The organism is Haloterrigena sp. KLK7, from assembly GCF_037914945.1.
In the GTDB taxonomy this organism is placed as follows: domain Archaea; phylum Halobacteriota; class Halobacteria; order Halobacteriales; family Natrialbaceae; genus Haloterrigena; species Haloterrigena salinisoli.
On the sequence record NZ_CP149787.1, the window covers coordinates 2,338,746 to 2,364,052 of the forward strand.

General features: G+C 66.0%; 19 protein-coding genes and 1 tRNA gene. 8 read left to right on the forward strand and 12 right to left on the reverse strand.

Annotated features, from left to right (window positions below):
* Positions 1–525 precede the first annotated feature (525 nt).
* A tRNA-Met gene (locus tag WD430_RS11520) sits at positions 526–600 on the reverse strand.
* A gap of 257 nt (positions 601–857) precedes the next feature.
* Between WD430_RS11520 and WD430_RS11525 the strand changes: the two genes are divergently transcribed.
* The 3 genes from WD430_RS11525 (at position 858) to WD430_RS11535 (ending at position 4,938) form a co-directional block, all read left to right on the forward strand.
* Positions 858–1,871 carry a polysaccharide pyruvyl transferase family protein gene (locus WD430_RS11525; protein ID WP_339102593.1) on the forward strand — a complete coding sequence of 338 codons (1,014 nt, stop codon included), beginning with the start codon at positions 858–860 and terminating at the stop codon, positions 1,869–1,871.
* A 102-nt stretch (positions 1,872–1,973) separates the two neighbouring features.
* The gene (locus tag WD430_RS11530; RefSeq protein ID WP_339102594.1) at positions 1,974–3,386 is read left to right on the forward strand and encodes a sulfatase-like hydrolase/transferase; all 1,413 of its coding nucleotides are present in this window, start codon (positions 1,974–1,976) and stop codon (positions 3,384–3,386) included.
* 109 nt (positions 3,387–3,495) lie between these two features.
* The gene (locus WD430_RS11535; protein WP_339102595.1) at positions 3,496–4,938 is read left to right on the forward strand and encodes an oligosaccharide flippase family protein; all 1,443 of its coding nucleotides are present in this window, start codon (positions 3,496–3,498) and stop codon (positions 4,936–4,938) included.
* 83 nt (positions 4,939–5,021) lie between these two features.
* On the opposite strand, the gene WD430_RS11540 is transcribed toward WD430_RS11535, so the two are convergent.
* Positions 5,022–5,183, reverse strand: coding sequence for a hypothetical protein (locus WD430_RS11540; RefSeq protein ID WP_339102596.1), 162 nt, complete (start codon positions 5,181–5,183; stop codon positions 5,022–5,024).
* A gap of 122 nt (positions 5,184–5,305) precedes the next feature.
* Here WD430_RS11540 and WD430_RS11545 point away from each other — a divergent pair, with 122 nt between their 5' ends.
* A complete protein-coding gene (locus WD430_RS11545; protein ID WP_339102597.1) occupies positions 5,306–6,418 on the forward strand; it encodes a glutamate-cysteine ligase family protein in 1,113 nt (370 codons plus the stop codon).
* A gap of 108 nt (positions 6,419–6,526) precedes the next feature.
* On the opposite strand, the gene twy1 is transcribed toward WD430_RS11545, so the two are convergent.
* The 7 genes from twy1 to glpK form a co-directional block, all read right to left on the reverse strand.
* Complete coding sequence (gene twy1, locus WD430_RS11550; protein WP_339102598.1) at positions 6,527–7,561, reverse strand: 4-demethylwyosine synthase TYW1; 1,035 nt, start codon at positions 7,559–7,561, stop codon at positions 6,527–6,529.
* Between the two features lie 130 nt (positions 7,562–7,691).
* Positions 7,692–7,979 (reverse strand): hypothetical protein, encoded by a 288-nt coding sequence (locus tag WD430_RS11555; protein ID WP_339102599.1) that lies wholly within the window; start codon positions 7,977–7,979, stop codon positions 7,692–7,694.
* A gap of 295 nt (positions 7,980–8,274) precedes the next feature.
* Positions 8,275–8,961, reverse strand: coding sequence for an HAD-IIB family hydrolase (locus tag WD430_RS11560; RefSeq protein ID WP_339102600.1), 687 nt, complete (start codon positions 8,959–8,961; stop codon positions 8,275–8,277).
* Between the two features lie 111 nt (positions 8,962–9,072).
* A complete protein-coding gene (locus WD430_RS11565) occupies positions 9,073–9,870 on the reverse strand; it encodes a DUF2182 domain-containing protein (RefSeq protein ID WP_339102601.1) in 798 nt (265 codons plus the stop codon).
* Between the two features lie 32 nt (positions 9,871–9,902).
* Entirely contained in the window at positions 9,903–10,514 is a 612-nt protein-coding gene (locus WD430_RS11570) for a DUF1326 domain-containing protein (RefSeq protein ID WP_339102602.1), read from the reverse strand.
* 142 nt (positions 10,515–10,656) lie between these two features.
* Positions 10,657–11,730, reverse strand: coding sequence for a hypothetical protein (locus tag WD430_RS11575; protein ID WP_339102603.1), 1,074 nt, complete (start codon positions 11,728–11,730; stop codon positions 10,657–10,659).
* A gap of 3 nt (positions 11,731–11,733) precedes the next feature.
* Complete coding sequence (gene glpK, locus WD430_RS11580) at positions 11,734–13,275, reverse strand: glycerol kinase GlpK (RefSeq protein WP_339102604.1); 1,542 nt, start codon at positions 13,273–13,275, stop codon at positions 11,734–11,736.
* A gap of 308 nt (positions 13,276–13,583) precedes the next feature.
* On the opposite strand from glpK, the gene glpA reads away from it, so the two are divergent.
* The 4 genes from glpA to WD430_RS11600 all read left to right on the forward strand — a co-directional run bounded on the left by glpA (position 13,584) and on the right by WD430_RS11600 (position 19,261).
* Complete coding sequence (glpA, locus tag WD430_RS11585) at positions 13,584–15,254, forward strand: anaerobic glycerol-3-phosphate dehydrogenase subunit GlpA (protein ID WP_339102605.1); 1,671 nt, start codon at positions 13,584–13,586, stop codon at positions 15,252–15,254.
* Position 15,255: 1 nt separating this feature from the next.
* Positions 15,256–16,584: a glycerol-3-phosphate dehydrogenase subunit GlpB gene (glpB, locus tag WD430_RS11590; protein WP_339102606.1), complete on the forward strand. Its 1,329-nt coding sequence runs from the start codon at positions 15,256–15,258 to the stop codon at positions 16,582–16,584.
* 100 nt (positions 16,585–16,684) lie between these two features.
* Positions 16,685–18,028 (forward strand): anaerobic glycerol-3-phosphate dehydrogenase subunit C, encoded by a 1,344-nt coding sequence (locus tag WD430_RS11595; protein ID WP_339102607.1) that lies wholly within the window; start codon positions 16,685–16,687, stop codon positions 18,026–18,028.
* Positions 18,029–19,261, forward strand: a complete 1,233-nt coding sequence (locus WD430_RS11600; protein WP_339102608.1) for an AAA family ATPase — start codon at positions 18,029–18,031, stop codon at positions 19,259–19,261.
* 89 nt (positions 19,262–19,350) lie between these two features.
* Here the strand turns inward: WD430_RS11600 and WD430_RS11605 are convergent, their stop codons facing one another.
* The 3 genes from WD430_RS11605 to WD430_RS11615 form a co-directional block, all read right to left on the reverse strand.
* Positions 19,351–20,277: a DUF368 domain-containing protein gene (locus WD430_RS11605; protein WP_339102609.1), complete on the reverse strand. Its 927-nt coding sequence runs from the start codon at positions 20,275–20,277 to the stop codon at positions 19,351–19,353.
* A gap of 126 nt (positions 20,278–20,403) precedes the next feature.
* On the reverse strand, positions 20,404–23,409 hold the full coding sequence (locus tag WD430_RS11610) for an oligosaccharyl transferase, archaeosortase A system-associated (RefSeq protein ID WP_339102610.1): 3,006 nt from the start codon (positions 23,407–23,409) through the stop codon (positions 20,404–20,406).
* 281 nt (positions 23,410–23,690) lie between these two features.
* On the reverse strand, positions 23,691–25,250 hold the full coding sequence (locus WD430_RS11615) for an alkaline phosphatase family protein (RefSeq protein ID WP_339102611.1): 1,560 nt from the start codon (positions 25,248–25,250) through the stop codon (positions 23,691–23,693).
* Positions 25,251–25,307: the final 57 nt, after the last annotated feature.

Below are 25,307 nucleotides of genomic sequence, written 5' to 3' on the forward strand. Positions count from 1 at the left end.
ATATGCGGTGGCGCGCGCTGTCGACCGACCGAGTGCTAGCGAGGGCGGTCGACACACTGTGCGAGGGATGAGCGAACGAAGTGAGCGAATCGGCTGGGGAGGGTGTGGCTATTCCCTGCCGCCACGATAGCAGGCTGCGACTCGTCGCATTTCTACGGTACCGCTTCGCTGTCCGCTTTCCACGTCTGCGTAGCAGCCGCCACCCGTTTGCAGATGGGATGCTTGCCTCCATCCCTTTGACGCCCGATTTCAGAGAGTTACGACCTCGAGTCCGGAATTTCGGACAGTCAGAAGAAGGTGAGCGCAATTTGACGATTTGAACTACGCCGTCACCCTCGCTATGAACCACGCCGTCACCCTCGCTACGCTCGGGTGCCGTCTGGTTCAAATCTACTCGTCGTCTTTTCAGCGATTCAGGACTCACTCCTCGTGGTTCGAAAGACGCTACGCGTCTTTCGTCATCACGAAACAGCGAAGCTGTTTCGAACGACTACGCTCGTCGTTCCTCGTTGAACCCCTGAAAAGTAGCGGGAGGTAGATTTGAACTACCGATCTGCGGGTTATGAGCCCGCCGGAATCTCCTGGCTATCCCATCCCGCTATCACGTACTCTCTGCTGGCCACGATTAAGGCTTGGTATTCGCGTCCCGTCTCAGAGAGACTGACAGACACTCGTTGTGTGGTCCGGTACGGAGCTGTCAGCAGCGGATTACCGTACGAAATCGCTCATAGATCGTTCCGCTCGACGCAACTCGACTCGAGATCGGTATCTCCAATCCGCCATTCGGCGCCGAATCGGACTGTTGTCTGACCGTAATTGCCCCATAATTATGCCCCGTTCCGGTGGAGACGAGCGCAATGAGAATCCTGCTTCTGCGGACGTGGACGACGAACATCGGGAACGGATTCATCGACTACGGGGCGAAGGCGATGCTCGAGCGGGCGTTCCCCGACGCGGAGATCGTCGAGACGGGCGGCTATCCGAACCACGCGGCGGACACCGCGGCGCTGTGGCGGGGCACGCGAAAGTTCGAACGGATGACCGGGTACGGAGGGTCGGACTACGAGTCGCCGACGCACTCGATCCGGCGGAACGCGGTGAACGTCAGCGAACTGATCGACGCCGATCTGGCCGTCCTCCCGGGCTGCGTGCTCTCCCGGCCGACGTTCCGAAAGTACTTCGACACGCTCACTCGACTCAGGGAGCGGGACATTCCGATCGTCATCATCGGTGGGGGCGGCGAGGAGTACGACGAAGCCGAACGGAAAGACGTCGAGGCCGTCTTCGACGCGCTCGACATCGAGGTCCTGCTCACCCGGGATCGAACCGCCTACGAGGAGTACGACGACCTCGTCGAGTACTGCTACGACGGCATCGACTGCTCGCTGTTCCTGGGCGACGCTCACCAACCGCCCGAGGCGAACCGAGAGTTCGACGTCCACGCGTTCGACAAGGGCGAAGAGCCCGATATCGACGGCGCGTCGTCGACGATCATCAGGCCCGATCACGCGCCCTTCGACGAACCGTACCACTTCCCGGTCGGCGAGCGGGCGCGGGAACTGCTCGGCCTCGAGACGCCCCTGTTCGAGCAGGAGAACGTCTTCGTCTCCGACATGGTGACCGACTACCTCTTCCTCTACGCCAACGCGGACGTGGTGCGCTCGGACCGGATCCACGCCTGCCTCCCCGCCCTGACCTACGGCAACCGGGCGCAGTTCTACTTCGACACGCCGCGGGCGAACCTCTTCGATCGGGTTCCGATCGACGGCGACGTCACGAGCGAGCCGGTCCGGTTCGATATGGACGAACTCGAGCGGGAGAAAGACGCGCAGGTCGAGGCCCTCGAGGAAGGGGTCACGACGGTCCTGTGACCGTGAGCGTGACCGTCCCGCTGCCCGGAGAGCGACGGCGACTAGCGACCCCGCGGGCGATTCCATTGCCGGGGATAGGTTCTTTGGAGGGGGACTGGTAGGATGAGCGGACACGCGACCATGGGAGACGAGCCATCCATCGCCCTCGTCGTGCTCGATACCCTTCGAGCGGATTCGTTCGACGAGCACTTCGACTGGTTGCCGGGCGTGCAGTTCACGAACGCGTGGAGCACGAGCCACTGGACGGCCCCGGCCCACGCCTCGCTGTTCACCGGCCGCTACGCGAGCGAGGCCGGCGTGACGATCAAGTCCCAGGACTTCGATCGGGACACCACTCGCCTCCCCGAACTGCTCCGGGACCGCGGCTATCGGACGCGGGCGTTCAGCTGCAACGTCAACATCTCGGAGCAGCTGGGCTGGCACCACGGCTTCGACGAGTTCGACGGCGGCTGGCGGCTCAGCGGCCTCGGCGAGGACGTCTTCGACTGGGACGAGTTCATCGCCGAACACCGGTCCGACGGTCCCGAACGGTACCTCCGGGCGCTCTGGCGCTGCGTCGAGGGCGACTGCGATACGACCCAGTCGCTGAAACAGGGGGCCCTGATGAAGCTCCGGGACATGGGGCTCGAGAGACGCCACCCCGACGACGGCGCGGCGGAGTTCCTGGAGTACGTCCGGGAGGAATCGTGGGACCGGGACGGCGAGTTCCTCTTCGCGAACCTCATGGAGGCCCACCTGCCGTACGACCCGCCCGACGAGTACCGGACCTACCCGGACGAAGAGTCACCCCATTTCGACAGCGTGAAGGCCACGCTCGGGGAGCCCTCGGCCGAACCGGACCGGATCAGGACCGCGTACGACGACGCTGTGCGGTACCTCTCGGACATCTACCGCGACATCTACGCCGAACTCGCGGCGGAGTTCGACTACGTCGTGACGGTCGCCGACCACGGCGAGGCGCTCGGGGAGTACGGCGCGTGGCAGCACGGCGGCGGCCTCCATCCCCCCGTGACGAAGGTCCCGCTCGTCGTCTCCGCGCCCGGCCCGAACGCCGACGACCGAACCCCCGACGCGGACGGCGCGGAGCGACCGACGCGGGACGCCCTCGTGAACCTGCTGGACGTCTACGCGACGGTGCTCGACCTCGCCGGTATCGAATCGGCCCACCGTCGCGGCGAGTCGTTCCGCCCGCTGCTCTCGAGCGAGCCGAGCGCGACGGAGCCGCGGTCGAACGCGCTACTCGAGTTCCACGGGATCTCGAAGCGGCGCGCGCTCGCGCTCGAGGAGGACGGCTACGACGTCGGGTCCGTCGATCGCGAACGCCACGGCGTCGCGACGGCCGACTGTTACTACTTCGAGGGGCTGTCCGGGACCGAGCTGATCGGCGACTGCGATCCGGCGACCCTCGAGTCGGAACTCGAGCGACTGGTCGCCGACCTCGAGCGCCGCGAGGGGCTCTCCGAAGCGGATATGGACGGTCTGGAATCCCAGCTCGAGGAGCTGGGGTATCTGTGACAGTGGGCTCGAGTCGATCGACGGCGGCGGTCGAGCGCCGTCAGCGGCCGACGAGATCGATCCGGGTACTTCGACGCACGCGGCCGCCACGCCGGAGGTCGCGCGAACCATGAGCGACGCGACCTCGGTCAGCCTCGGCGGCGAGACCGTCAAGGCGACGGCCGCGAAGTTCACGATGGCCGCGATCGGGTTCCTCGGGACGATCGTCTTCGCGCGGGTGCTCGGTCCGACCGGGTTCGGCGGCTACTACCTCCTCTTCTCGCTGGTGAAGATCGCCGATCGGGCGGTCAACGGGTGGGGAACGGCGGTCAAAAAGCGGTTCTCGGAAGCAGATTCCCCGACGGGCGAACTGGTCGGCAGCCAGGCGCTGTTCACGCTGGTCTGGATGGGGCTGGCCGTCGGAGTCGCGCTCGTCACGTCCCGCTGGCTCGTCTCCTACACGGGCCTCCCGGAGGCGCCGGTGCTGTTCGTCGTCCTGCTGTTCGCCGTCACGCTCTTCGAACCGCTCGACCTGATGGTGCAGGCGCGAGGCCGCGTCGGGGCCTCGATGTGGACCGACACGCTTCGGTCGCTGCTCACCTTCCCGCTCCAGCTGGGGTTGATCCTGCTCGGGCTCGGCGCCGCCGGTATGGCCTACGGACTGGCCGGCGCGACGTTCCTGACGGTGCCGATCCTCGCGTACTACGTTCAGGCGCGGCCAGTCGCTCCGTCACGGGAGACGGTCACGAACGTCTGGTCGTACGCCAAGTACAGCATTCCGAACTCGTTTCTCGGGCAGGCCTACGATCGGTTCGACATCATCCTGCTGGGCTACCTGCTGGCGCCCGCCGCCGCGGGCCACTACGAGGTCGCGTTCAAACTCACGGTCCCGGCGACGTTCGTGACGATGGCCGCCTCGAGCGGCCTGATGGCTCGGGTGAGCCGCCGTCACAGCGAGGGAGAGGAACTCGGAGACGACGTCTCGAACACGCTCGCGTTCACGAGCATCATCGCGATCCCGATGTTCTTCGGGGCCGTGGCGATGCCCGAGCGACTCGTCGTGACGTTCTTCGGTCCCGACTACGCCGAGGCCGCGTTGCTGCTCGTCGGACTCGCGGCGTACCAGATCGCGAAGACCCAGGCCGGCGTGCTCTCGAGCGTGATCTACGGGATCGATCGACCCGACGTCAACACGCGGATCTCGGCCGTGACGCTGGGGATCAATATCGTTCTCGGCGTCGCGCTGACGCTCGTCTACGGCGCGATCGGCGTCGTCGTCGCGACGGCCATCGCCGAGACGCTCCGCTACTGCCTCTCCGCGATCATCATCAAGCGGGAGCTCTCGGAAGTCGTTCTGTTCCCGCGAACGCTCGCGGAACAGTTCGCGGCCGGACTCGTGATGCTCGCCGTGATCGTCCCCGCGGAACGCGCCGTCGCCGTCGAGCAGTGGTACCATCTCCTGGCGATCATCGGGCTGGGTGCGGTCGTCTACGGCGTCACGCTGACGGCGATCAGCCGAAAGCTCCGCATCACGGTCAAGGGCGTCGTCCGCAGTTCTCGCCTCGAGCTATAGCGGTTCGTCCGTTCCCGACGATTCCCGAGCGATGACCGCCTCGATCGCCGTCACGCGCTCCGGGTCCGTCGTCCGGAAGCCGTTCAGGCGCGCGACTCGGTCTCGAGGCAGACGAGCGCGGTCGCGTTGTCGTTCGACGCGGTGCCCTCGTCCGGCGAACCGACCGCCGAACGCGTCTCGATCGTCTTTCCGGATCGACTCTCGGGGCGGTATCTGGGACTGTCCGTAGCGGCTAATGTCTCCATGGACGAAACGCTCTTGTAGATGTTTGGTAGATATTTTCGTGTGATATGTTACCACCGATATCTGACCGCCGGAACCGAGACACTGCGCAGCAGCCGTGTCCCGACGTCCCACCGAGTCAACCGTGTCCGTAGACCACGCTGAACCGCGACGCCGAAGCATCGAGGTCGAGTACTGGGTGACCGACGACGAGGGGCGGCTGACTGACCCCGGCGAGCTCGTCGCGGCGTCGCCGGGCGCCGAACGGGAGTTCGTCGAGCCGGTGCTCGAGATCAAGACCACGCCCTGCGAAACGGCGACCGAACTGCGCGCGGAACTGTTCGACCGGATCGGCACCGTCCTCGAGCGGGCCGACGAGCTCGAGAAGAAGCTCGTTCCGCTGGGGACGCCGGTGGCCGCCGACGAGATCCGCGAACTCCCCAGCGACCGGACGCGGATCCAGAACACCGTCGTCGGCGAGGACTTCGAGTACGTGCGCCACTGTGCAGGGACCCACGTCCACGTCGAACAGCAGCCCGGACGCGAGATCGATCAGCTGAACGCCCTCGTCGCGCTCGATCCCGCGCTGGCGCTGGTCAACTCGTCGCCGTACTACCGCGGGCACCCGATGGCGGCCGGCGCCCGGTCGAAGTGCTACCGCTGGCTGGCCTACGACGACGTCCCCCATCAGGGCTGGCTGTGGCGGTACGTCTCGGACCGCGGGGAGTGGACTCGGCGGCTCGAGCGCCGGTACGAGGAGTTCGTGACGGTAGCGACCGACGCGGGCGTCTCGCGACGGACCCTCGAGTCGAACTTCGACCTCGAGAGCGCGGTCTGGACGCCGGTCCAGCTTCGCTCGTCGTTTTCCACCGTCGAGTGGCGCTCGCCGGACACCGCGCTCCCGAGTCAGATCGTCAGGCTGGCGAATCGGCTGGCCGACCTCGTCGGCGATCTCGAGGACACCGACGTGCGTATCGACGGGAGAGACGGCCGCGTCACGAGCGAGACGATCACCCTCCCGGAGTTCGACGCCGTCCTCGAGTACGTCCACGCCGCGATCCGCGACGGGCTCGAGTCCGACGCCGTCCGGTCGTACCTCGAGCGGATGGGATTCGACGTCGACGCCTACGAGCCGATCACGCACGAACTCGCCGGTCGGGGGCGGATCGATCCGGCCGAAGCGCGAGGGATCCGGCTCGAGTACGCCGAGCGACTGGAGCGGGACGTGCGGCGGGCGAAACCGATGCACAGCGACTGAGGTGCGTATCTGGGTTGTCGACTCGAGCGGTCGCCTGTCCGCCGGGCTCGTCGACTCGAGGGAGCGTCAGCTCGTCGGTTTCGTCGACTCGAGCGACCGCCGACGCGCTCAGTCGCCGACGACCGGATCGCGCTCCCAGAACTCGCTGCCCTTCTTGAGTTTCGGGACCCAGGTGTCCTTCTGCTTCGCGAGGAGCGCGACGCGGGACTCCGGCACCCCTCGAGACTCGGTGAACGCGGGCATGTACTCCTTGACCTCGTCTGCGAACGCCATGACGTCCTCGTGGTCGGGCATCGCCGAGCGGTCGAGTCGGCCCTGCGAGTGGCCGACGTGCATGTACGCCTTCAGTTCGATGAAGTCCGGATCGGCCTGCTGGTAGAAGCCGGCGTACCAGTCGGGGTGGTGCATGTTCTCGCCGTCGACGAGCGTCGTCCGGAGCACCGTGCGGGTCTCGTCCTTTTCAGCGAGGACGTCCATCGTCTCGAGCAGGCGGTCCCAGGCGTCGTCCTCCATGGCGCCGACGACCTGATCGAAGGTGTGGCGCTCGGGGGCGTCGACGCTGACGTACAGTTGCGTCGGATCGCACTTCCGAAGCATCTCGGGTCGGGTGCCGTTGGAGACGAGGAAGGTGGTGATATCGCGGTCGTGGAAGGCCTCGATGAGTTCCGGCAGATAGGGGTAGAGCGTCGGTTCGCCGTCGAGCGAGATGGCGACGTGGCGCGGTTCCATCGCCTGATCGAAGACCTCACGGGGGACCTCGTCGTTGCCGCCGAAGCCCGAGAGCAGTTTCTTCTGGAGGTCGATCGAGGCGTCGACGACCGCCTCGGGGTCGTCCCACTCCACGTCGTCCATCTCGTAGGAGTGGCCCTGGTGGTCGCGCCAGCAGAAGACGCAGCGCTCGTTACACCGGACGACCGGCGTCATCTGGATGCAGCGGTGGGACTCGATCCCGTAGAAGATGTACTTGTAACACTTCCCCTCGCCCCGGATGGCGTTGGCCGTCCAGCCGCAGGTCTGGGCGGCCGTGTGGTTCTCGCTGTGGTAGTCCGGGCTCGAGACCTGCATCGCACCGCCGTCCTCCGTGTCGTTCTCTCGGTCGGCGTCGGTCCCGCCCTCGACGCCGGTGTCGGCGGAGTCGCTCATATTGCCCTCGCTTGGACGGGACCGGACAAAAGGCGTGTGGTGTCGCACGCGCCGACTATGCGGCGGTGGAACGAATCGAACCGGGAATCTCGGGGCCGCACTCTGCAGGGCCTCGAGCGACGCGCGCTCGCTACTTGTGTGGCAACTCGCCGGGTTCGGCCGGGTCGTCGTCCTCGAGGGTCACTTCGCGTTCGAAGCCGTACAGGACCAGCCCCGTGTTGGCGGTCATGATGGTTCCAGTCGTCGGGACGGACGCGAACAGGTACAGCCCCGCGCCGACTGCGACGGCGCCCCCCGAGAAGGCGGCCCACAGCAGGGGTCTCGAGACCCCGTGGTCCGTGGCGTCCCGGTAGGTCCAGACGAAGAGCCCGACGGTCCCCACCACGCCGATAACGGCGACGAGGGTGTCGACTACCATACGTAAGGGTTCGGCGGACGCAAGAAAAGCGTTCTGAGTGGGGCCTGCTTGGCTGCGCTCGAGTCCGTCGTTCGGTGTACGCGCTCCGCTCGAGGGATCTCTCTGCGGTGGTGCGCGCTGGACCGTGGCGACTGTACAAGGAGCCACGGTCAGAACCGTGCGAGCGAATCGGCTGGGGAGGATGTGGCACTCACCGTTGCCAGCGTGGAGTCGTGGTAGTGCCGTATTCAATGAACCAAGGGATACCACGTCTCCCACAGCCGGTTCGGTCACCGAGTCGAACCACCGGGACGAGTTAATCGACCGAACCGCGAACGCGCTCGAGAACCGCCAGCGTCCCGTCCGCGTGCACCTCGTCAAGCACTTCGTCGGCCGCCGCTTTCGCCGTCTCGTCGGCGTTGGCGACGGCGAAGCTCCGACCGACGGCCTCGAACGTCGAGACGTCGTTGATCGAGTCGCCAACTGCGACGGCCTCAGAGAGGTCGATATCGACGTGTTCGGCGATCGTCTCGAGGCCGTCGCCCTTGTTCGGTGCGGCGTCCTTGACGTGGTAGGCGTAGCCGGTGTCGATCACCTCGAGGCCGTGCTCGGCGGCGATCTCGCGCAGCGGCTCGATGGGTTGGTCGAGGTTCACGGCGATCTCGGTCTCGCGCCACCGGTTGACGGTGTTCTCCGGCCCCCAGCCGAGGTCGTAGCCGGCGGCGCGGTACTCCTCGGCGACCGCCTGGGCGGCCGCGCGGTCGGCCGTGAAGAAGACGTCGTCACCGGTGTAGACGACGCCGCCGTTCTCGGCGACGACGAGCTCGGGGATGCCGACGAAGTGACAGAGGGCGACGGGGTAGGGGAATGCCTTCCCGGTGGCGATCACGACGGGCGCCTCCCAGTCCCGGAGGGGGTCGAACACGCGCGGATCGATGCCCCACCCCTCCGGGCGGGTGAGCGTCCCGTCGATGTCCAGCACCAGCGGCGGATCGTCCGTCATGGCCGTCACTCGAGGGTCGGGCGGCCTAAAGGAGTCGGTTCGGGCGTACTCGAGACCGAGAGATCGGTCAGTGACGCCTTCCGGTCGCCCGGTATCATCCGAACGCCCGCCCTATACCAGTGCGATCACGATGACGGTACCCCCGGCGATGCCGGCGAGAACCCCGACCGCACGTGCCAGTTGCTCCCCCCACGCGACCGTTCGTTCGAGCGAGAGCACGACCGCGATGAGTGCCATCCAGACGATGTTCATCGAGCCCACGATCACCATGAACGCGAACAGCGCCCAGCAGCACCCGACGCAGAAGACGCTGAACTGCCAGCTCATCCGAACGGCACCGCCCACTCCCGGTCGGTGATGACTCAGGAGAAACCCGAGCGGCGACCGGCAGTACCGCAGACACCGGTGTTTGTACGGCGAGAGCTGGTACCCCGATAAGAGGAGCAACGACCCGCCCATCAGGAGCCCGCCATGGGCGTTCGCGAGGGTAGCGACCGGCACCACCGCGTTGACGACGAGCGGGACGATTCCCGTCAGCGTCCACACGAGCGCGTACGTTCCGAGAAACGCCCCGACCCGCACTGCTTTCCCCGCGGCCGTCGTCCCCTCGAGCGTCTCGGCGTACAGCCGGAAGAGCGGGACCGACGACGGGTACATCATCGCGATCATCATCACTCCCCACATGAACAGGTACAGGCCGATACCGGTCACCCCGTTCGAGAGCGCCATCGCCTCCGGCGCTCCCGGGTCAGACACGTGCATTTGCATCCCCCTCTGTCCGCCAGGCATCGGGAGCCAGCGACCGATGACTGCTGCCCACGCGAACAGCGCGATTACGTAGGTAATGAGCGCGACGATCGGAATGCGCCGATGGGTGATTCGATCCCGGATTGAATCATGTGTCCCCATGATCGATCGACTCTATCGCTGTCCTCCCGCACTCAGGAGTTCGCCAATTCGAAGTCGCCGAGGTAGGCGTTGTTTCCGGAGACGTCCCACGTGAACTGGTCATCGTAGGAGACCGTAGCCGTGGTTGACTTCCCGGTCTGTACCTCCGTACTCTCCGTCAGCGGGTGAGGTGAGATCGTCCCGACTTCCTCGTTGAACCCGACCGCGCCGCTCGCGTCCATTTCGACGGCGTCCCCGATCTCGACGGAGAAGTCCGATCCGTCCCGCGAGAAGCTGATCGGAACGGTCGCGACGTCGGCGGATCGGACGTGTGTGTCAGCGACGGGCGCCCAGATCCCACCGGCGCGGCCGGAGTAGATGTCCTCGAGGGCCTCGCGCTGATCGTCGTCGGCCGTCTCGTCGATGAGCAATACGATATCCCACTCCGTCTCGGGGGCGAACATGACTCCCTCATCGGTCGAAATGAGCATGCCGACGTCTACCCCGCTCAGGTCGATATCGCCGTACCTTCCCTCCTCGATATGCCACGCCAGTGAGACGGTACAGACGTCATCGTCCGGTGATTCCATCCATACACACTGGCATGCGACATCGCAGTTGCAGGCTTCAACGTAGTCTCCCGTGATGGTCCATTCCTGTGTCATTGACGAACACCGTGTGATACGCCAGCAAGCACCACGATAAAGTCATCTAGTGAAAATACACCACCTAGTGAAACCGTTGGGTTGACCCTCGTATCGTCAACAGAGGGTTGGAGAGACGGACCGCAGTCGAAGTCAGAATTCCTCAGAGTTCGAGATAGCCCGCGTTCGGGAGGAGTCCGGCCAGATAGAGCACGCCGAGCACGAGCATGAACGCGGCGATGGCCATCGCCGGCGGGTCGACGTGCGTCCCGGAGTGCGAGTAGAACACGCGCTGGGACAGTTCGCCGATGAGGGCGCTGATCGCGCCGAACGCGCCGGCCACGAGCAACACGACGGGATCGCTCCCGACGGCCGACGCGGCGATCACTGCACCCGTCGATCCCAACAGCGTGATGTGGTGGGTCACGGGAATCTTTTCGACGCCGAGGTTGAGGAACAGCAGGCTCATCGCCGAGATCGCGTAGCCGAGGAAGATGCTACCGGTCTCGAGCCAGATGAAGCCGCCGAGGATCCCGCCGACGACGCCGATGGCGGCCACGCCGGACCACTCGTACTGGTGGGGCAGCCACGGCTCGGTCGCCAGCCGATCGGTCTCGACTCCGCCGTCGGCGACCGCGCGCGTCTCCTCGCGCTCGAACGGCGACATGTCGAGGACGCTCGAGCCGCCGACTCGGCCGACCAGCGGGTAGTCGAACGCGAGTCGCGCGATGAAGGCCGTCGCCACGACCGAGAGCGCGATGTTGTCCGTCGGGAAGCCGATCCCGCTCATCACCTGGGTGATGAGCATCCCGAGCGCGCCGAAGACCGCGCCGACCGCGAGGATGTCGGGTTTGGTCCCGAACGCGTAGGAGATGTCCTTCCCGAAGTGATAGTCCCAGTCGGCGGGCTCCATCTCGGGGTACTTCCGGCCGGCGTAGGCGGTCGCGGCGACGCCGCCGGCGAAGGCGATGTGGGGACCGGTGACCGCGCCGAAGCCGATCGTATCCGTGATCCCGGTCGCGATGTTACCGGCTCCGATGGCGTCGACGGCTCCGAGTTCCCCCTCGAGGATCGCGAGCCCCTCGCCGAGGAAGACGACGAAGCCGGTGAAGACGAACGACGGGAGCGCGCCGAGCGCGGCGCCGAACGCACCGCCGGCGAGCGCGGCGATGAGCAGAACGGCGAACGCTTCGAACTCCATGCCGACGATCGGAACCTGGAGTATCGTCCCGATCATGGATCACTCCTCACCGTCCCGCGCCCAGTCGCGCGATCGGTCGACTGCTTCCGTCCAGCGCGCGTACCGTTTGTCGGCTCGATCGGGGTCCATCTCGGGTTCGAACTCGCGGTCGATCTGCCAGTTGTCCCGCAGGCTGTCGACGTCGTCCCAGTAGTCGACGGCCAGTCCCGCGGCGTAGGCCGAGCCCAGCGCCGTCGTCTCGTCGACGACCGGGCGGACGATCTCCGAGCCGATGATATCGGACTGGAGCTGACAGAGGTAGTTGTTCTTGACCGCGCCGCCGTCGACCTTCAGCGAGGTCATCTCGATGCCCGAGTCGGCCTCCATCGCCTCGGCGACGTCGCGGGTCTGGTAGGCGATCGACTCGAGGGTCGCCCGGACGATGTGTTCTCTCCGGGTGCCCCGGGTCATCCCGACGATGGTGCCGCGAGCGCGCTGGTCCCAGTGGGGCGCGCCCAGCCCGGTGAAGGCGGGGACGACGTAGACGCCGTCCGTCGAGTCGACGCTGCGGGCGAGTTCGGCCGTCTCCGCGGGGTCGTCGATCAGCGAGAGGTCCTCGAGCCACTCGATCGCCGCGCCGGTGATGAAGATCGAGCCCTCGAGGGCGTACTGGACGTCCTCGCCCGACTTCTGGAAGCCGATCGTCGTCAGCAGGCCGTGGTCGCTCTCGACGGCCTCGCTGCCGGTGTTCATCAGGAAAAAGGAGCCCGTGCCGTAGGTGTTCTTCGCGTCGCCGGCGTCGAAACAGGTCTGGCCGAACAGCGCGGCCTGCTGGTCGCCCAGCGCGCCCGCGACCGGAATCTCGGCCTCGAGGAACCCGTCCGGATCCGTCGATCCGTACGTCGCGTCGTCGCTGGACGGGCGAACCTCCGGGAGCATCTCCTTCGGAACGTCGAACTCCTCGAGGAGGTCGTCGTCCCACTCGAGGTCGTGGATATTGTACAGCATCGTCCGCGAGGCGTTAGTGACCTCGGTGATGTGCTCGCCCGTGAGGTTGTAGATCAGCCACGTGTCGATGGTGCCGAACAGGACCTCGCCCTTCTCCGCGCGGTCGCGGATGTCTTCCGGACGCGAGCGCTCGAGTTTGATCGGATCGGCGTTGTCGAGCAGCCACTCGGCCTTCGTCGCCGAGAAGTAGGCGTCGGCCTCGAGGCCGGTCTTCTCGCGGATCGTTTCGACCTTCTCTGCCGCCTCGAGTCGCTCGACGCGGTCGGTCGTCCGGCGGTCCTGCCAGACGATAGCGTTGTGGACCGGCCGGCCGGAGTCGGCGTCCCACAGCAGCGTCGTCTCGCGCTGGTTGGTCACGCCGATGGCCTCGAGCTGGTCGGGGCTGATCCCCGCCTGGCCCAGCGCCTGCGTGATAACGGATTTCGTGTTCTCCCAGATCTCCATCGGGTCGTGCTCGACCCAGCCGGGTTCCGGATAGATCTGTTCGTGCGTTTCATAGGCGTTCGCGACGACCTGGCCGCCGTGATCGAACACGATAAAGCGCGTCCCGGTCGTTCCCTGATCTACTGCACCGACGTACGTTGATTCTGTCACTGGTGATCTCCCTCGTTGCTCCGCGCGATGTCTTTACCGACGATCGCACGATACTGGTAAACAATACCTACTATCATTATAAAATTTGTCGAACTCCCAAGTATAGTATAGTAATTAGGATGTCATTACCCAGCGTGCTATCCGAAATAAGCGGTTGTTTCGGCCGTTTCACGCGGTAATCCTCCGATACTGATACTCGTGCGATCTCGAACGATCCGTCCGCTGAGCCCGTAACTGCGATCTCGTTACGGGCGTTCGGCTATCGTCGATAAAATAAAGGTCCGGGAGGGAGAGGGACGAACGAAGGGATGGCAACAGACACCGAGGTCCTCGTTCTCGGGGGCGGGTCGACGGGCTGTGGTATCGCGCGGGATCTGGCGATGCGCGGCCTCGAGGTGACCCTCGTCGAGCGAGGCAATCTGACCGACGGCACGACCGGCCGCATGCACGGACTCCTCCACAGCGGCGGCCGCTACGCCGTCTCCGACCGAGCCAGCGCGACGGAGTGTATCGAGGAAAACGAGATCCTCCGAGAGATCGCCGGCCACTGCGTCGAGGAGACCGGCGGTCTGTTCGTCCAGCGCCCCGAGGACTCGGACGACTACTTCCGCGAGAAACTCGAGGGCTGTCGCGACTGCGGGATCCCCGCGCGCGTCCTCTCGGGACGGGAGGCCCGCGAGGTCGAACCCTACCTCGCGGAAGACGTCAAACGGGCGATCGAGGTCCCCGACGGCGCGGTCGACCCGTTCCGACTCTGCGTCGCGAACGCGCTCGACGCCGAGACCCACGGCGCGCGGATCGAGACGCACGCCGAGGTGGTGGACCTCTTGCGCGACGGTGACGACGTCTACGGCGTCGAGGTGCGCCACGAGTCGGGTCCCGGCAAGCGGATCCACGACGCGGCCGGCACCACCGAGGAGATCACCGCCGAGTACGTCGTCAACGCGACCGGCGCGTGGGCGGGCCAGATCGGCGCGATGGCCGACCTCGAGATCGAGGTCCGTCCCTCCAAGGGCGTCATGACCATCATGAACGTCCGGCAGGTCGACACCGTGATCAACCGCTGTCGGCCGAAGGGCGACGCCGACATCGTCGTCCCCCACGAGACGACGGCCATCCTCGGGACGACCGACGAGGAGGTCGCCGATCCGGACGACTTCCCGGAGGATCAGTGGGAGGTCGATGGGATGATCGACACCCTCTCGGAACTCGTCCCGATCCTCGAGGAGGCGCGGACGATCCGTTCCTTCTGGGGCGTGCGCCCGCTGTACGAGCCGCCGGGAACCGGCACGCAGGATCCGACGGACATCACGCGGGACTTCTTCCTGCTCGATCACGCCGAGCGCGACGGCGTCTCGGGCATCTCGAGCATCGTCGGAGGCAAGTTCACGACGTACCGCGCGATGGCCGAGGAGATCTCCGATCACGTCTGCGAGAAACTGGGCGTCCGCGCCTCGTGTGCGACCGCGGAGGAACCCCTCCCCGGGAGCGAAGATATCGCGACGCTCGAGGCCGGCATGGACGATTTCGGCCTCCGATCGCCGGTCGCGCGCCGGAGCAAACAGCGCCTGGGGAGCCGCGCGAGCGAGGTCCTCGAGACCGACGCGGCAAATCCCGTGATCTGCCAGTGCGAGGGCGTGACGCGCGCGGAGATCCGCGACGCGATCGACCAGTCGGGATCGGACCTGAACGCGGTCCGCATCCGGACGCGCGCCTCGATGGGCAACTGCCAGGGCGGCTTCTGCTGCCAAAATATGGCCAACGAGCTCCACCCCGAGTACGACGAGGCCACGGTTCGCGCGTCGCTCGACGAACTCTTTCAGGAGCGCTGGAAGGGCCAGCGCCACGCGCTGTGGGGCGAACAGCTCTCGCAGGCGATGCTCAACTACGCCCTGCACGCGACGACGATGAACCGGGACCGCGATCCGGCGAACGAGCCGACGGCGATCGACTTCGCCGATTTCGACGGAGGGGCCTGAAATGGCCATCGAGGACGACGTCCTCGTCATCGGCGGCGGTCTCGCGGGCGCGACGGCGGCGCTCGCGGCCGCGGACGCCGCGCCCGACGCCCGCGTGCGGCTGGTGACGTACAAACAGAGCACGCTGCGCCACGCCAGCGGGCTGATCGATATCCTCGGCTACGCGCCCGGCGCGCCCGAGGAGGGGCCGCTCGTCGACCCCTTCGACGCGCTCGAGGACCTCCCTCAGGGCCATCCCTACGAGCGGGTCGGCAGCGAGGCGGTCCGCGAGGCGTTGGCCTTCTTCGACGAGACGGTGGGCGACGCCTACGCGGGCGACCACACCGACGCGAACGCACTGGTCCCGACCCACGGCGGCACCGTCAAGCCGACCGCGCGCTATCCCGTCGCGGCGGCCGACGGACTGGCCAGCGACGACCGAGACGCGCTGCTGGTCGGCTTCGAGACGCTGCCCGATTTCGAGGCGCCGCTGGCCGCGGCCCACCTCGAGGCCGCGGGCGCGCCGTTTTCGGCCCGCGGCGTCACCGTCCCGTTCCCCGGCATCGTTCGGGACGACGCGAAGGTGACCCGCTACGCCCACCTGCTCGATCACGACGAGTCCGTGGCGACGGGCGCCGGCGAGACCGGCGCGCGCGAGGCGCTCGCGACGACGATCAGCGAACGCCTCGAGGGCGAATCCCGCGTCGGTTTCCCCGCGATTCTGGGCGACGAACGCGCCGACGCGGTGCGGGCCGACCTCGCGGACGCGCTCGGCGTCGACGTCTTCGAGGTCCCGATGGGACCGCCGAGTCTGCCCGGCATGCGACTCGAGGACCTGCTGTACGGGGCGCTCGAGGAGAGAGGCGTCCGCGTCACGTCGGGCGTCCCGGTGATCGATTTCGAGACCGCCGAGGCGGACGCGGTGGCGGCCGACGGCGGCAGCGGCGATGACCGCATCGACCGCGTCGTCGTCGACCGCAACGGCACCGAGGTTCCCCACCGCGCGGACCAGTACGTCCTCGCGACGGGCGGACTGGTCGGCAAGGGCGTCCGTTCCGAGCGCGAACGGGTCTTCGAACCGATCTTCGACTGCCACGTCCCCCACGCCGAGGACCGCTACGACTGGTTCGTCGACGACGCCTTCGGCGACCACCCCTTCGCGCGGTTCGGCCTCGCGCCCGACCGCGACCTCCGCCCGCTCGACGCCCGCGACGACCCGGAGTTCGCGAACCTGCGGGCCGCGGGCGCGGTGCTCGGCGGCTACGACTTCGCGGCCGAGAAGTCCGGCGCCGGCGTCTCGCTCGCGACGGGCTACGTCGCCGGGACGCGGGCCGCCGAGGAGGGTGAATAGCGATGGGCGACTCGAGCGAGAACTACAGGCCGACCGATTCGAGAGCCAGCGACCGGCCGAACGACTCGAGAGCGAGTTTCGAGACACGACGAGTATTCCAATGAGCGACGCAGAGCAACCGACCGACGATCACGTACCGGGCGCAGAAGAGGAGGAGTTCGAACCCGTTCAGGTGTTCCCCGAGGCCGAGGAGATGGACCTCCGGCCCGGCGCGGACAACTGCTACAAGTGCTCGACCTGCGACACCAACTGTCCCGTCGCCGAGGTCGACGACGAGTTCCCCGGGCCGAAGTTCCAGGGCCCCGAGCAGTGGCGGCTGAAACGGCAGGACGACCACGACGTCGACGACTCGGTGATGAAGTGTTCGAACTGCATGCGCTGTGACAGCGCCTGTCCCTCCGAGGTGCCCCTCTCGCAGATGCACAACACGGCTCGCGGGGAGTACGTCGAGGAGAACATGGACAAACTCTCTCGAGAGTATATCCGCAACCGGATCCTCGCGAACTACCGCCGACTCGCGCCGCTCGCGGCGGCGTTTCCCCGCACGGCGAACTTCGTGATGGGGCTGTCCGTCACGAAGTGGATGGGCGAGAAGGTCCTGGGGATCACGAGCGAGCGAGAGTTCCCCGAGTTCGCGACCGAGACGTTCCGCGAGTGGTGGACGAAGCGCGGCGGTGCGAAGGTCGAGAACCCCGACAAGCGGATCGCCTACTTCCACGGCTGCTACTCGAACTACAACACGCCCGAAGTCGCGAAGGCGCTCGTCCGCGTCTACGAGCACCTCGGCTACGAGATCATGGTCCCCGACCAGTCCTGCTCGGGGACGCCGATGTTCGCCAACGGCATGCTCGAGGACGCACGTCGGGCCGCCGAGACCAACGTCCGCGAACTCGCGGCCGCGCTCGAGGAGGGCGCCGATATCGTCGCCTCCTGCAGTTCCTGTTCGATGTCGCTGCGCCAGGAGTATCCCGAACTGTTCGATTTCGAGGACACCGAAACGGTGGCCGCGAACACCTGGGACGCCGTCGAATATCTCCGGGTTCACGAGGACCTCGAGGGCGAACTCGAAGAGACCAGCGTCGACGGTGAGGAGTTCGCCTATCACGCACCGTGTCATTCACGTAACCAGGGACTCGACGGACAGACGATCGAACTGATGGAACTGATCGACGGCATCGAGGCCCACGACGTCGGCGACTCCTGTTCGGGGATCTCCGGCACCTACGGCTGGAAGGAGGAGAACTACGAGACGTCGATGAAGATCGGCGAGGAGATGTTCGAGCACATGGACGACGCGCCCGCCGAGACCGGGCTGACGGAGTGTCCGACCTGCTCGATGCAGATGGAACACGGCACCGGCTACGAGATCAAACACACGCTCGAGGTCCTCGAGGCGGCGCTGGTCGGGACCGACGACGCGGACGGGCGCCGGGAGGCGGGGTAGATGGACCTGCAGGAGCGCATCGCCCGGCGGCGGTCGGCGCGACAGGACCGAGAGATCCTCGTCGACCGCGACTACCTCAGTCCGGTGGTCCACCCCGCGGATCCGGTCGGTCGCGGTCCCGTCCTCGAACGGCTTCTCGACGCGCTCGAGCCGGTGTTCGACGGCGAGTTGCCGCCGCCGGTCGCCGTGGTCGGCCCGTCGGGAGCGGGCACGTCAGCGATCGTCACCGCCGTCTTCGACGCGTTAAACGAGCGACTCGGCGAATCGAGTCGATCGATCGGTACGACGACCCGAGCCGGGCGAACCGGTCCCTCGACGTGGTTCGTCTACGTCGACGGCCGCCGCGTCGAGAGCGCGTTCGCCTTCTACCGGACCGTCCTCTCAGTGCTCTCGGGGGAGTCCGTCCCCGAGAGCGGCGTCGGAACCGACGACCTCCGCGAGCGGCTCCGGGAGCAACTCGGCCGTCCGGACCGCCACGCGGTCGTCGCGATCGATCACCACGACGAGCCCGAGACGCTCACCTACGGGCGCGTCCGCGAGTTGCTCGAGCCGATCGCCGACGGCGTCTCGACCGTCGCCGTCGGCCGGGAGACCCCCGACGAGCTGGCGGCCGATCGCCCGACGGTCTCCGTTCCGGCCTACCGCGATCACGAACTCGTCGAGGTGCTCTCCGACCGCGCGTCGACGGGGCTGGCGGCCGGCGCGATCGCCCACGAGTCCGTCCGCGAGCTGGCGGCGTGGGCCGACGGGAACGCCCACGACGCGCTCGCGGCCCTGTTCGGCGCCGCCGTCCTCGCGAGCCGGGACGGGAGCGATCGGATCGCCCCGGCGCACCTCGAGCGGGCTCGAGACGACGTTCCCGACGACAGCGTCCACCTCGATCGGGTGCTCTCCCTGTCGGAGACCCGCCAGCGCGTGTTACTCGATCTCGTCTCGATCGACGCCGCCGACCGCCCGATCCGCGACCTCGCGACCGAGATCGCCGACCGCTCGTCGCTGACCGCCGGCACGGTCAAACGATTCCTCTACGAACTCGCCGACCGCGGCGTCGTCGAACGCGTCCCGCTCTCGGCGACCGGGAGCGGCCGCCGACCCAGCGGCGTCGCGGTGCGGTTCCCGACCATCGCGTTCCGCGCGCTCGGACCGACTCCCGCCGAAACCGACGAAACCGACGACGACGGCGAAAACGCAGCCCGCGGCGGAGACGAAGACGGAACCGACTCCCCGTCCTGATTGTCGGTTCGCCGTTCGCGTTCCCGTTCTGATCGAAAAATCTGGTATCGAAACTCACTCACTCTCTCGTCGCGTTCGCCCGCCGACGCTCAGTACTCGAGATCGTCGGTGCACCAGTTGACCAGCAACACGGCGCCGGCGCCGACGAGCGCCATCGCGACGGCGACGCCGGGCGTTCCGAGCGGCGTCTCGCCGAGGTTGCTCCAGACGCGCTCGACGGGCAGTCGCAACGCGCCCACCATCAGACTCACCAGCATGGCAAGCGTCGCGGCCCGGTAGTGCTCGAGGGCGTAGCCGACCGCGTGAGCCATCGTGAACAGGCCGACGACGGCACCGACGCCGAAGACGACGACGACCGATGCAGAGTCGATCACGGGCGCCAGCGCACCGCCGTCGAGCAGGCCGATGAGCCCCTCGATGAACCCGCTCAGCGTCCCGGTCATGTACTCGTACTGGCCGAGGATCAGGAGGAAGAACGCGCCCGAGACGCCGGGGAGGATCATCGCACAGATGGCGATCGCTCCGGCGAGGAGGACGATCGGAAGCCCGTGCGGGACGTCTCCCGCGGTCGTCCCCGAGACCACGAACGCGAGCGCGATCGCCCCGACCGAGATGGCCACGCGCCCGGCCGTCCACCGGTCGATCTCGCCGTAGAGGACGATCGCCGACGCGGCGATCAGCCCGAAGAAGAAGCCGTACGTCGCGACCGGATACGTCGTCGCCGCCCCGTGCATGAGCCCCGAGAGGACCACGATCGCCGTCGCGACGCCCAGGCCGAGGGCTATCAGGAACGGGATCTCCATTCGCTCGAGCTCCGTCCGCAGCCGCGCTCGGGCCTCGGGATCGTGGGGACGCAGTACCGGGCGAAAGGCCCGCGGATCGATGGCCGTGAGCGCCCGGATCAGTCGATCGTAGATACCGACGATGAGCGCGATCGTCCCGCCCGATACGCCGGGGACGACGTCGGCCGCCCCCATCGAGAAGCCCTTGAGATACACGGCGAGAAATTCCCGCATTACCCGGAGCTATTTCGGACGGGGGCAAAAGCGTTCTCACTTTCGGAGGTCGCTGCAGCGAACCGGCTCGAGTACAGCGGATTCGGCTCGAGAATCGACCGCGCCGGCGGCGACCTGCGGTCGCCGTTAGTTGTCTTCGGGCTCGGCGCCGTCCGAACCGGTTTCGTTACCGGTCTGGTTGCCGCCGTCGGTCTGGTTGCCGTCCGCCGAACCGGTGTCGGTTTCGTTGCCGTCGTCGGTCTGGTCACCGCCGTCGGTTTCGTTCCCGCCATCGGTCTCGTTCCCGTCCGCCGACTCGTTGGAGTCCTCGAGTTCGGTCTGCTCGAACCCGTCGACGGTGACGGTGTCGCCTTCGACTACTGCGGTCTCGGGGACCGCCGTTTGGGCTTCGTAGCCGGTCTCGCCCGGCTCGCCGACGGTCACGTTGTACTCGCCGGTCGCCTCGACGGCGCTGTCCGTGTAGCCGTCCTCGACGCCGAGTTCGTCGTTGGTCGCGTACGGGACGGTCAGTTCGAACGAGCCGTCGTCTGCGACTTCGGTCTCCTGCGTGTAGTTGAACGTCCGACCGGCGTTCGTCTCGAGTTCGACCTCGACGGCGGCCGTCGTGTCGTTTCCGAGCACGCCGGCCTCGTCGTCGACGGTCCCGGTGAGCGTCGCGCCTTCGACGCGCTCGAACGTCTTCACCGCGGCGGCGCTCCGGGCGCCGAGGAGCTGCTGGGTCGGGTTCTGCTGGATGCGCTGGATCTGCTGGAATCCCATCTGCTGGACCCGTATCGACGGGCGGCCCTCGCCCGGCGCCGCGAACTCGCCGTCCTGGTAGTAGATCACGTCGCCCTCCTGGTAGCCCAGTTGCTGCAGCTCCTGGGCGGCCTGTCCCTGAATGGCGCCGGGGACGAACACCTGCGCGGCGGCCACGATCGTCGCCGTTCCGGCGTCGGTGTTTTCGTGGACGGTCCGATAGTGCTCGAGGCCGTCCGCGTCGTCGAAGTACAGCTGCGACTGCATCGTGTCGTAGTAGGGGATGGTCCCGTTCTGGTAGTCGTTGATGTTCACCGGTTCCCCGTCCTCGTGGCCCGACGGCGTCACGTAGTGTTCGTAGTTCGGGCCGGACCACGCGGTGATCGCGGAGAACTTTCCGCCGGCCATCTCGTAGTCGATCATCACGTACCGCATCTCCTCGTGGGAGGCGTTCTCGGCCATCGACTCGAGTTCCTCGTTGGACCGGTCGGCCGGGTTCTCGCCGGCGGCGATGGTGTCGAGGACCAGTTCGCCGCGTTCCTCGGACTCGGCGGTCAGGAACGCCGAGGCGGACGGCGCGTTCTGCTGGAACGGGTTCGCGTGGGGGATCCGCTCGCCCTGCGTCGTTATCAGGTGGCCGTAGTCCCACCACGACATCACGCCGTAGGAGCCTTCGGGATAGTCGTAATCCCCGTCCTCGGGGATTTGGTACGTTCCGAAGTAGTCCAACTGATCGGCGTTCTCGTGCTCGCCCCAGTTGCCCGGCTCGGGCGTGTTGTTGGCGAGCCACTCGTTCGACCCCTCCCAGACCATGGTGGCGTCGTAGGACGGGCCGGTGCTATTGGCTTGTTCCCACGAGGTCGAATCGTCGGCGGCGATCGGCGGGAGCAACGGCGCGAACAGCAGGATGACGACGAGGAAGAGCACGATCACCTGATAGGTCTCGATCCCACGGACGGCGTCGATCCCGCCGCGGATGTCGAGATTGAAGATCTCGACCACGTCCGCGATGAAGACGGCGTTGACGACCGCGACCGCGAGCACGAGGTAGTAGGTGAAGCGAACCTGCGTCGCCGTCATACTGATCAGGAACAGCGACCAGACGAGAATCAGCGTGTACTCGGCCCGGAACTCGCGGTCGCGGAACGGCCGAGCGACGAGGAGCGCGAGCCCCGCGAGCATCGTGTAGAAGGCCATGCCGAACTCCGAGCGGACGTGGTCCCTGAAGTTGTCCGGTGGCTGGGCCTCCGCAATTGTGAGTGTCCCCGTACCCGGATTCAGTGGGAGCAGTCGGCTCGTGAGGTTCCCGATTAGCGTGTTGTATAGCCCGGGAAGTGTGAGCCACATAACGAGCAGAATCGCAGCAACGATACCGCCGATCGCGACGGGATAGTATCGACGGTCAAGGTCGCGGTTGTTCCACTCCCGTGCCAGCCAGGCCATGAAGACACAGCCGGCGGCGACGAGGAGGGCAGTGAAGGGTTGTAGGTAGCTGAAAGACGTGACGTTGAATCCGGATTGCTCGATCAGTAGCATTGTCGTCAGCGCGGTCACGCCGAGACTGATTGCGCCGACGAACGCGATGTGATCCGGGGAAACGCCACGGAGGTAGTCCAGACAGAGCTGAATCGCAAAGAAGACGCCGAGGATGCCGACGAGAACGATCGCTGCCGGCCACACCCAGATATACAGCATCATCGCGACCCCCGCGAGGACGCTGTAGATCGTCGGTGCGCGGAGCGCGTTCCAGTCGCGATCGACGATCAGTTCGTAGACGGGCTTTCCCCGTTCACCCGAGCGAAGGGCGGCCATCATCGCGACGACGGCGATCGCCATGAACAGCACCTCACCAACGTGGTGATCGAGTTGCCCGACCGTCGATCTGGTGAGAAACGTCCCCGGTGCGAGTGCGAGTATCGCGATGGAGATGAGTCCGCCGAGCGTGCCGCCGAGCCGACGACCCATGTAAAACACGGGAATCGCGACCAGTGCGGCCATCGCCGGGATCATCAGTAGCGCGACGGCGTAGACGGTCTCCGGTGACGGATCACCGAGGCCGACGATCATCGCGACCGTGACGATTATCTGGTCGAACAACGTTCCGAACTGGCCAACGTAGGTCCCTTCCGGAAATCCGGACCACACCTCGTAGGGCATCGTGTTCGGGTAGTTCTCCGCCGTCCATTCGATCGTTCGCCACTGGTACCAGGAGTCGACGCCCGCGAGGGCGGGACTCCCATCGTCGGTGACAAATTGGTCGTACGCCTGGGTCCGTACCCAGAACATAAACAGCATCACAGCCCCGAGTATGGGGATGTGATACCAGTCAGACCACGTCTCGAGGAGAGAGGGTGACGTCTCGGACTCCTCGACGTGTTCGGTATCCGTACTCATTAGGTTGCACCAGACCCAAGTCAAGAATAAGCCTTGTCATCTACCCGCCCGCGATTTATACCGCTCCCCGCGGTGGGAAGTAACTCGTCACTTTCAACTGAAACAGAAAATAAAAAATTCTGATAGAATCGGAACCAACTAACGAAATCGCCGATGGAATCGATACTAAACAGACGAAATGGGGAACAGTCGCCGATTACGCGATCGGTTCCGAAAGTGGACAGATCTTCGGGCGACTTCGTGTCGAATCGGACACGTTTCGTGAAGGCAAACAGAGCCGATTACTCCAGATAGCCGAGTTCCCGTAGTCGGTCCTTTACTTCGTCTTCCCGCTCGTCGTCGCCCGAGACGCCACCACCAGTGACTGCTTCCGCGCCGATAAAGTCGTAATACTCGGGGTCGCGTTCGGCTGGCTCGGCGCTATCGGCGAAGACATCAAGGACATCGCTGGCTATCGACGTCGGCAACCGATAGCCCAGCGTGTGCAAGACCGTCGGTGCGATATCCGTCAACGTCGCGTCCTCGATGCTCCCGTCGCGGAACGACGGACCGCGTGCGAGGAATATTCCCTCGCGAGCGTGACCGCTAGTATCGACCTCGAACAGTGTCTCGTCGACGTCGAACCGCGAGGAGGCGTGGATCCCTGGCGTTTCGATGATCAGACAGAGGTCCGGTGTGTGGGGTCCGCCCCGATCGAGGCGGTGGAAACGAGCTTCGAGCCCGTTGCGTTCGATCGCGTTTCGAAGCGTGGTTTCGATGTCATCGCAGGTCCGGGCAATCGCGTCGGGCTCGTTCTCAAGGACGTAAATCATCGCGGTCTTCTGACCAACGTCCGCCAGTGCTCTCGTCTCGGACCAGTCGATCCGACCAGTGCTGATGGCGTTATCGAGCCCGAGGCTATCGCCCGTCGGAACACCGGTCAACGCACTTTCGGGGATCAGCTTTCGAGCGACCGTCAGCAGTCCTGCTCGAGCAAGTACGTCGCTGGCGATGTCACGTACCGAACCAAGCGCTGCCTTGGTCGCATCGCCGGAGTCACTCAGTGAGACGAACCCGGCGCGCTCGAGGACGACGTTGACTGCGAAGTTCGCGCGAACCTTCTCGAAGCCGTGATCGCTGATTACGACGACGTCCTCGTCTTCGTGAGCGTCGAGGAACTCTCCTAGCCGCTCGTCGACGCGGCGATAGACCTCGAACACCGGGTTGTCCGGCGAGGCGGGCGGAACGTTTTCGTCTCCCCAGTAGTGGTGTGCGACGCGATCGGTCGCTCGGATCAGACCGACCGCCAGATCGGGGTTTTCGTCTCGGATGAAGTGTTCGAACGCCTCGAACCGCTTGTCGACTAACTCGAGACTCAGATCGATGTAGGCGCGCGATCCTGGCGGTTCGTCGTTCCGGAGTTTGTATCCGTCCACGAGGTCGGTCAGTTCGTCCCACCGTTCCGGCGGATGTGCGTACTCGTCCTTGTACTCGGGAGCAGCCGCGATGATCGTGCCGTCAATGGCCTGCCACGGATAGGAGCCCGGGATGTTGAACACGACCGACGATCCGCCCTGATCGTCGACGATGTCCCACATCTTCCCGGGGACGAACTCGTCGTGACTGAGGTCGTTCTCGCGCGTTTCGCGGTTGAAGTGCGTGAACCCGTACATGTCGAAGTCCGGCGGGTCCCGCCCCGTCGCGAACGCCGGCCACGCGGGGACCGTGATCTCGGGGACCGTACTCTCCAGTTCGCCGTGAACGCTCTCCTCGAGCAGGCGCTCGAAGGTCGGAAGCCGTCCGGACTCCACCCACGGTTTGATCAGCGAAAACGTCGCACCGTCGAGTCCGAGAATGATCATGTCCGTCGTGACGCGGGCGACCGGCAAAAGGCGTATGGTCTGCTCGACTGGCGCTGT

Coding starts and splice junctions, on each gene's coding strand:
- WD430_RS11525 (WP_339102593.1), top strand. CDS start 858: ATGAGAATCCTGCTTCTGCGGACGTGGACGACGAACATCGGGAACGGA.
- WD430_RS11530 (WP_339102594.1), top strand. CDS start 1,974: ATGAGCGGACACGCGACCATGGGAGACGAGCCATCCATCGCCCTCGTC.
- WD430_RS11535 (WP_339102595.1), top strand. CDS start 3,496: ATGAGCGACGCGACCTCGGTCAGCCTCGGCGGCGAGACCGTCAAGGCG.
- WD430_RS11540 (WP_339102596.1), bottom strand. CDS start 5,183: ATGGAGACATTAGCCGCTACGGACAGTCCCAGATACCGCCCCGAGAGT.
- twy1 (WP_339102598.1), bottom strand. CDS start 7,561: ATGAGCGACTCCGCCGACACCGGCGTCGAGGGCGGGACCGACGCCGAC.
- WD430_RS11555 (WP_339102599.1), bottom strand. CDS start 7,979: ATGGTAGTCGACACCCTCGTCGCCGTTATCGGCGTGGTGGGGACCGTC.
- WD430_RS11560 (WP_339102600.1), bottom strand. CDS start 8,961: ATGACGGACGATCCGCCGCTGGTGCTGGACATCGACGGGACGCTCACC.
- WD430_RS11565 (WP_339102601.1), bottom strand. CDS start 9,870: ATGGGGACACATGATTCAATCCGGGATCGAATCACCCATCGGCGCATT.
- WD430_RS11570 (WP_339102602.1), bottom strand. CDS start 10,514: ATGACACAGGAATGGACCATCACGGGAGACTACGTTGAAGCCTGCAAC.
- WD430_RS11575 (WP_339102603.1), bottom strand. CDS start 11,730: ATGATCGGGACGATACTCCAGGTTCCGATCGTCGGCATGGAGTTCGAA.
- glpA (WP_339102605.1), top strand. CDS start 13,584: ATGGCAACAGACACCGAGGTCCTCGTTCTCGGGGGCGGGTCGACGGGC.
- glpB (WP_339102606.1), top strand. CDS start 15,256: ATGGCCATCGAGGACGACGTCCTCGTCATCGGCGGCGGTCTCGCGGGC.
- WD430_RS11595 (WP_339102607.1), top strand. CDS start 16,685: ATGAGCGACGCAGAGCAACCGACCGACGATCACGTACCGGGCGCAGAA.
- WD430_RS11600 (WP_339102608.1), top strand. CDS start 18,029: ATGGACCTGCAGGAGCGCATCGCCCGGCGGCGGTCGGCGCGACAGGAC.
- WD430_RS11605 (WP_339102609.1), bottom strand. CDS start 20,277: ATGCGGGAATTTCTCGCCGTGTATCTCAAGGGCTTCTCGATGGGGGCG.
- WD430_RS11610 (WP_339102610.1), bottom strand. CDS start 23,409: ATGAGTACGGATACCGAACACGTCGAGGAGTCCGAGACGTCACCCTCT.
- WD430_RS11615 (WP_339102611.1), bottom strand. CDS start 25,250: ATGATCATTCTCGGACTCGACGGTGCGACGTTTTCGCTGATCAAACCG.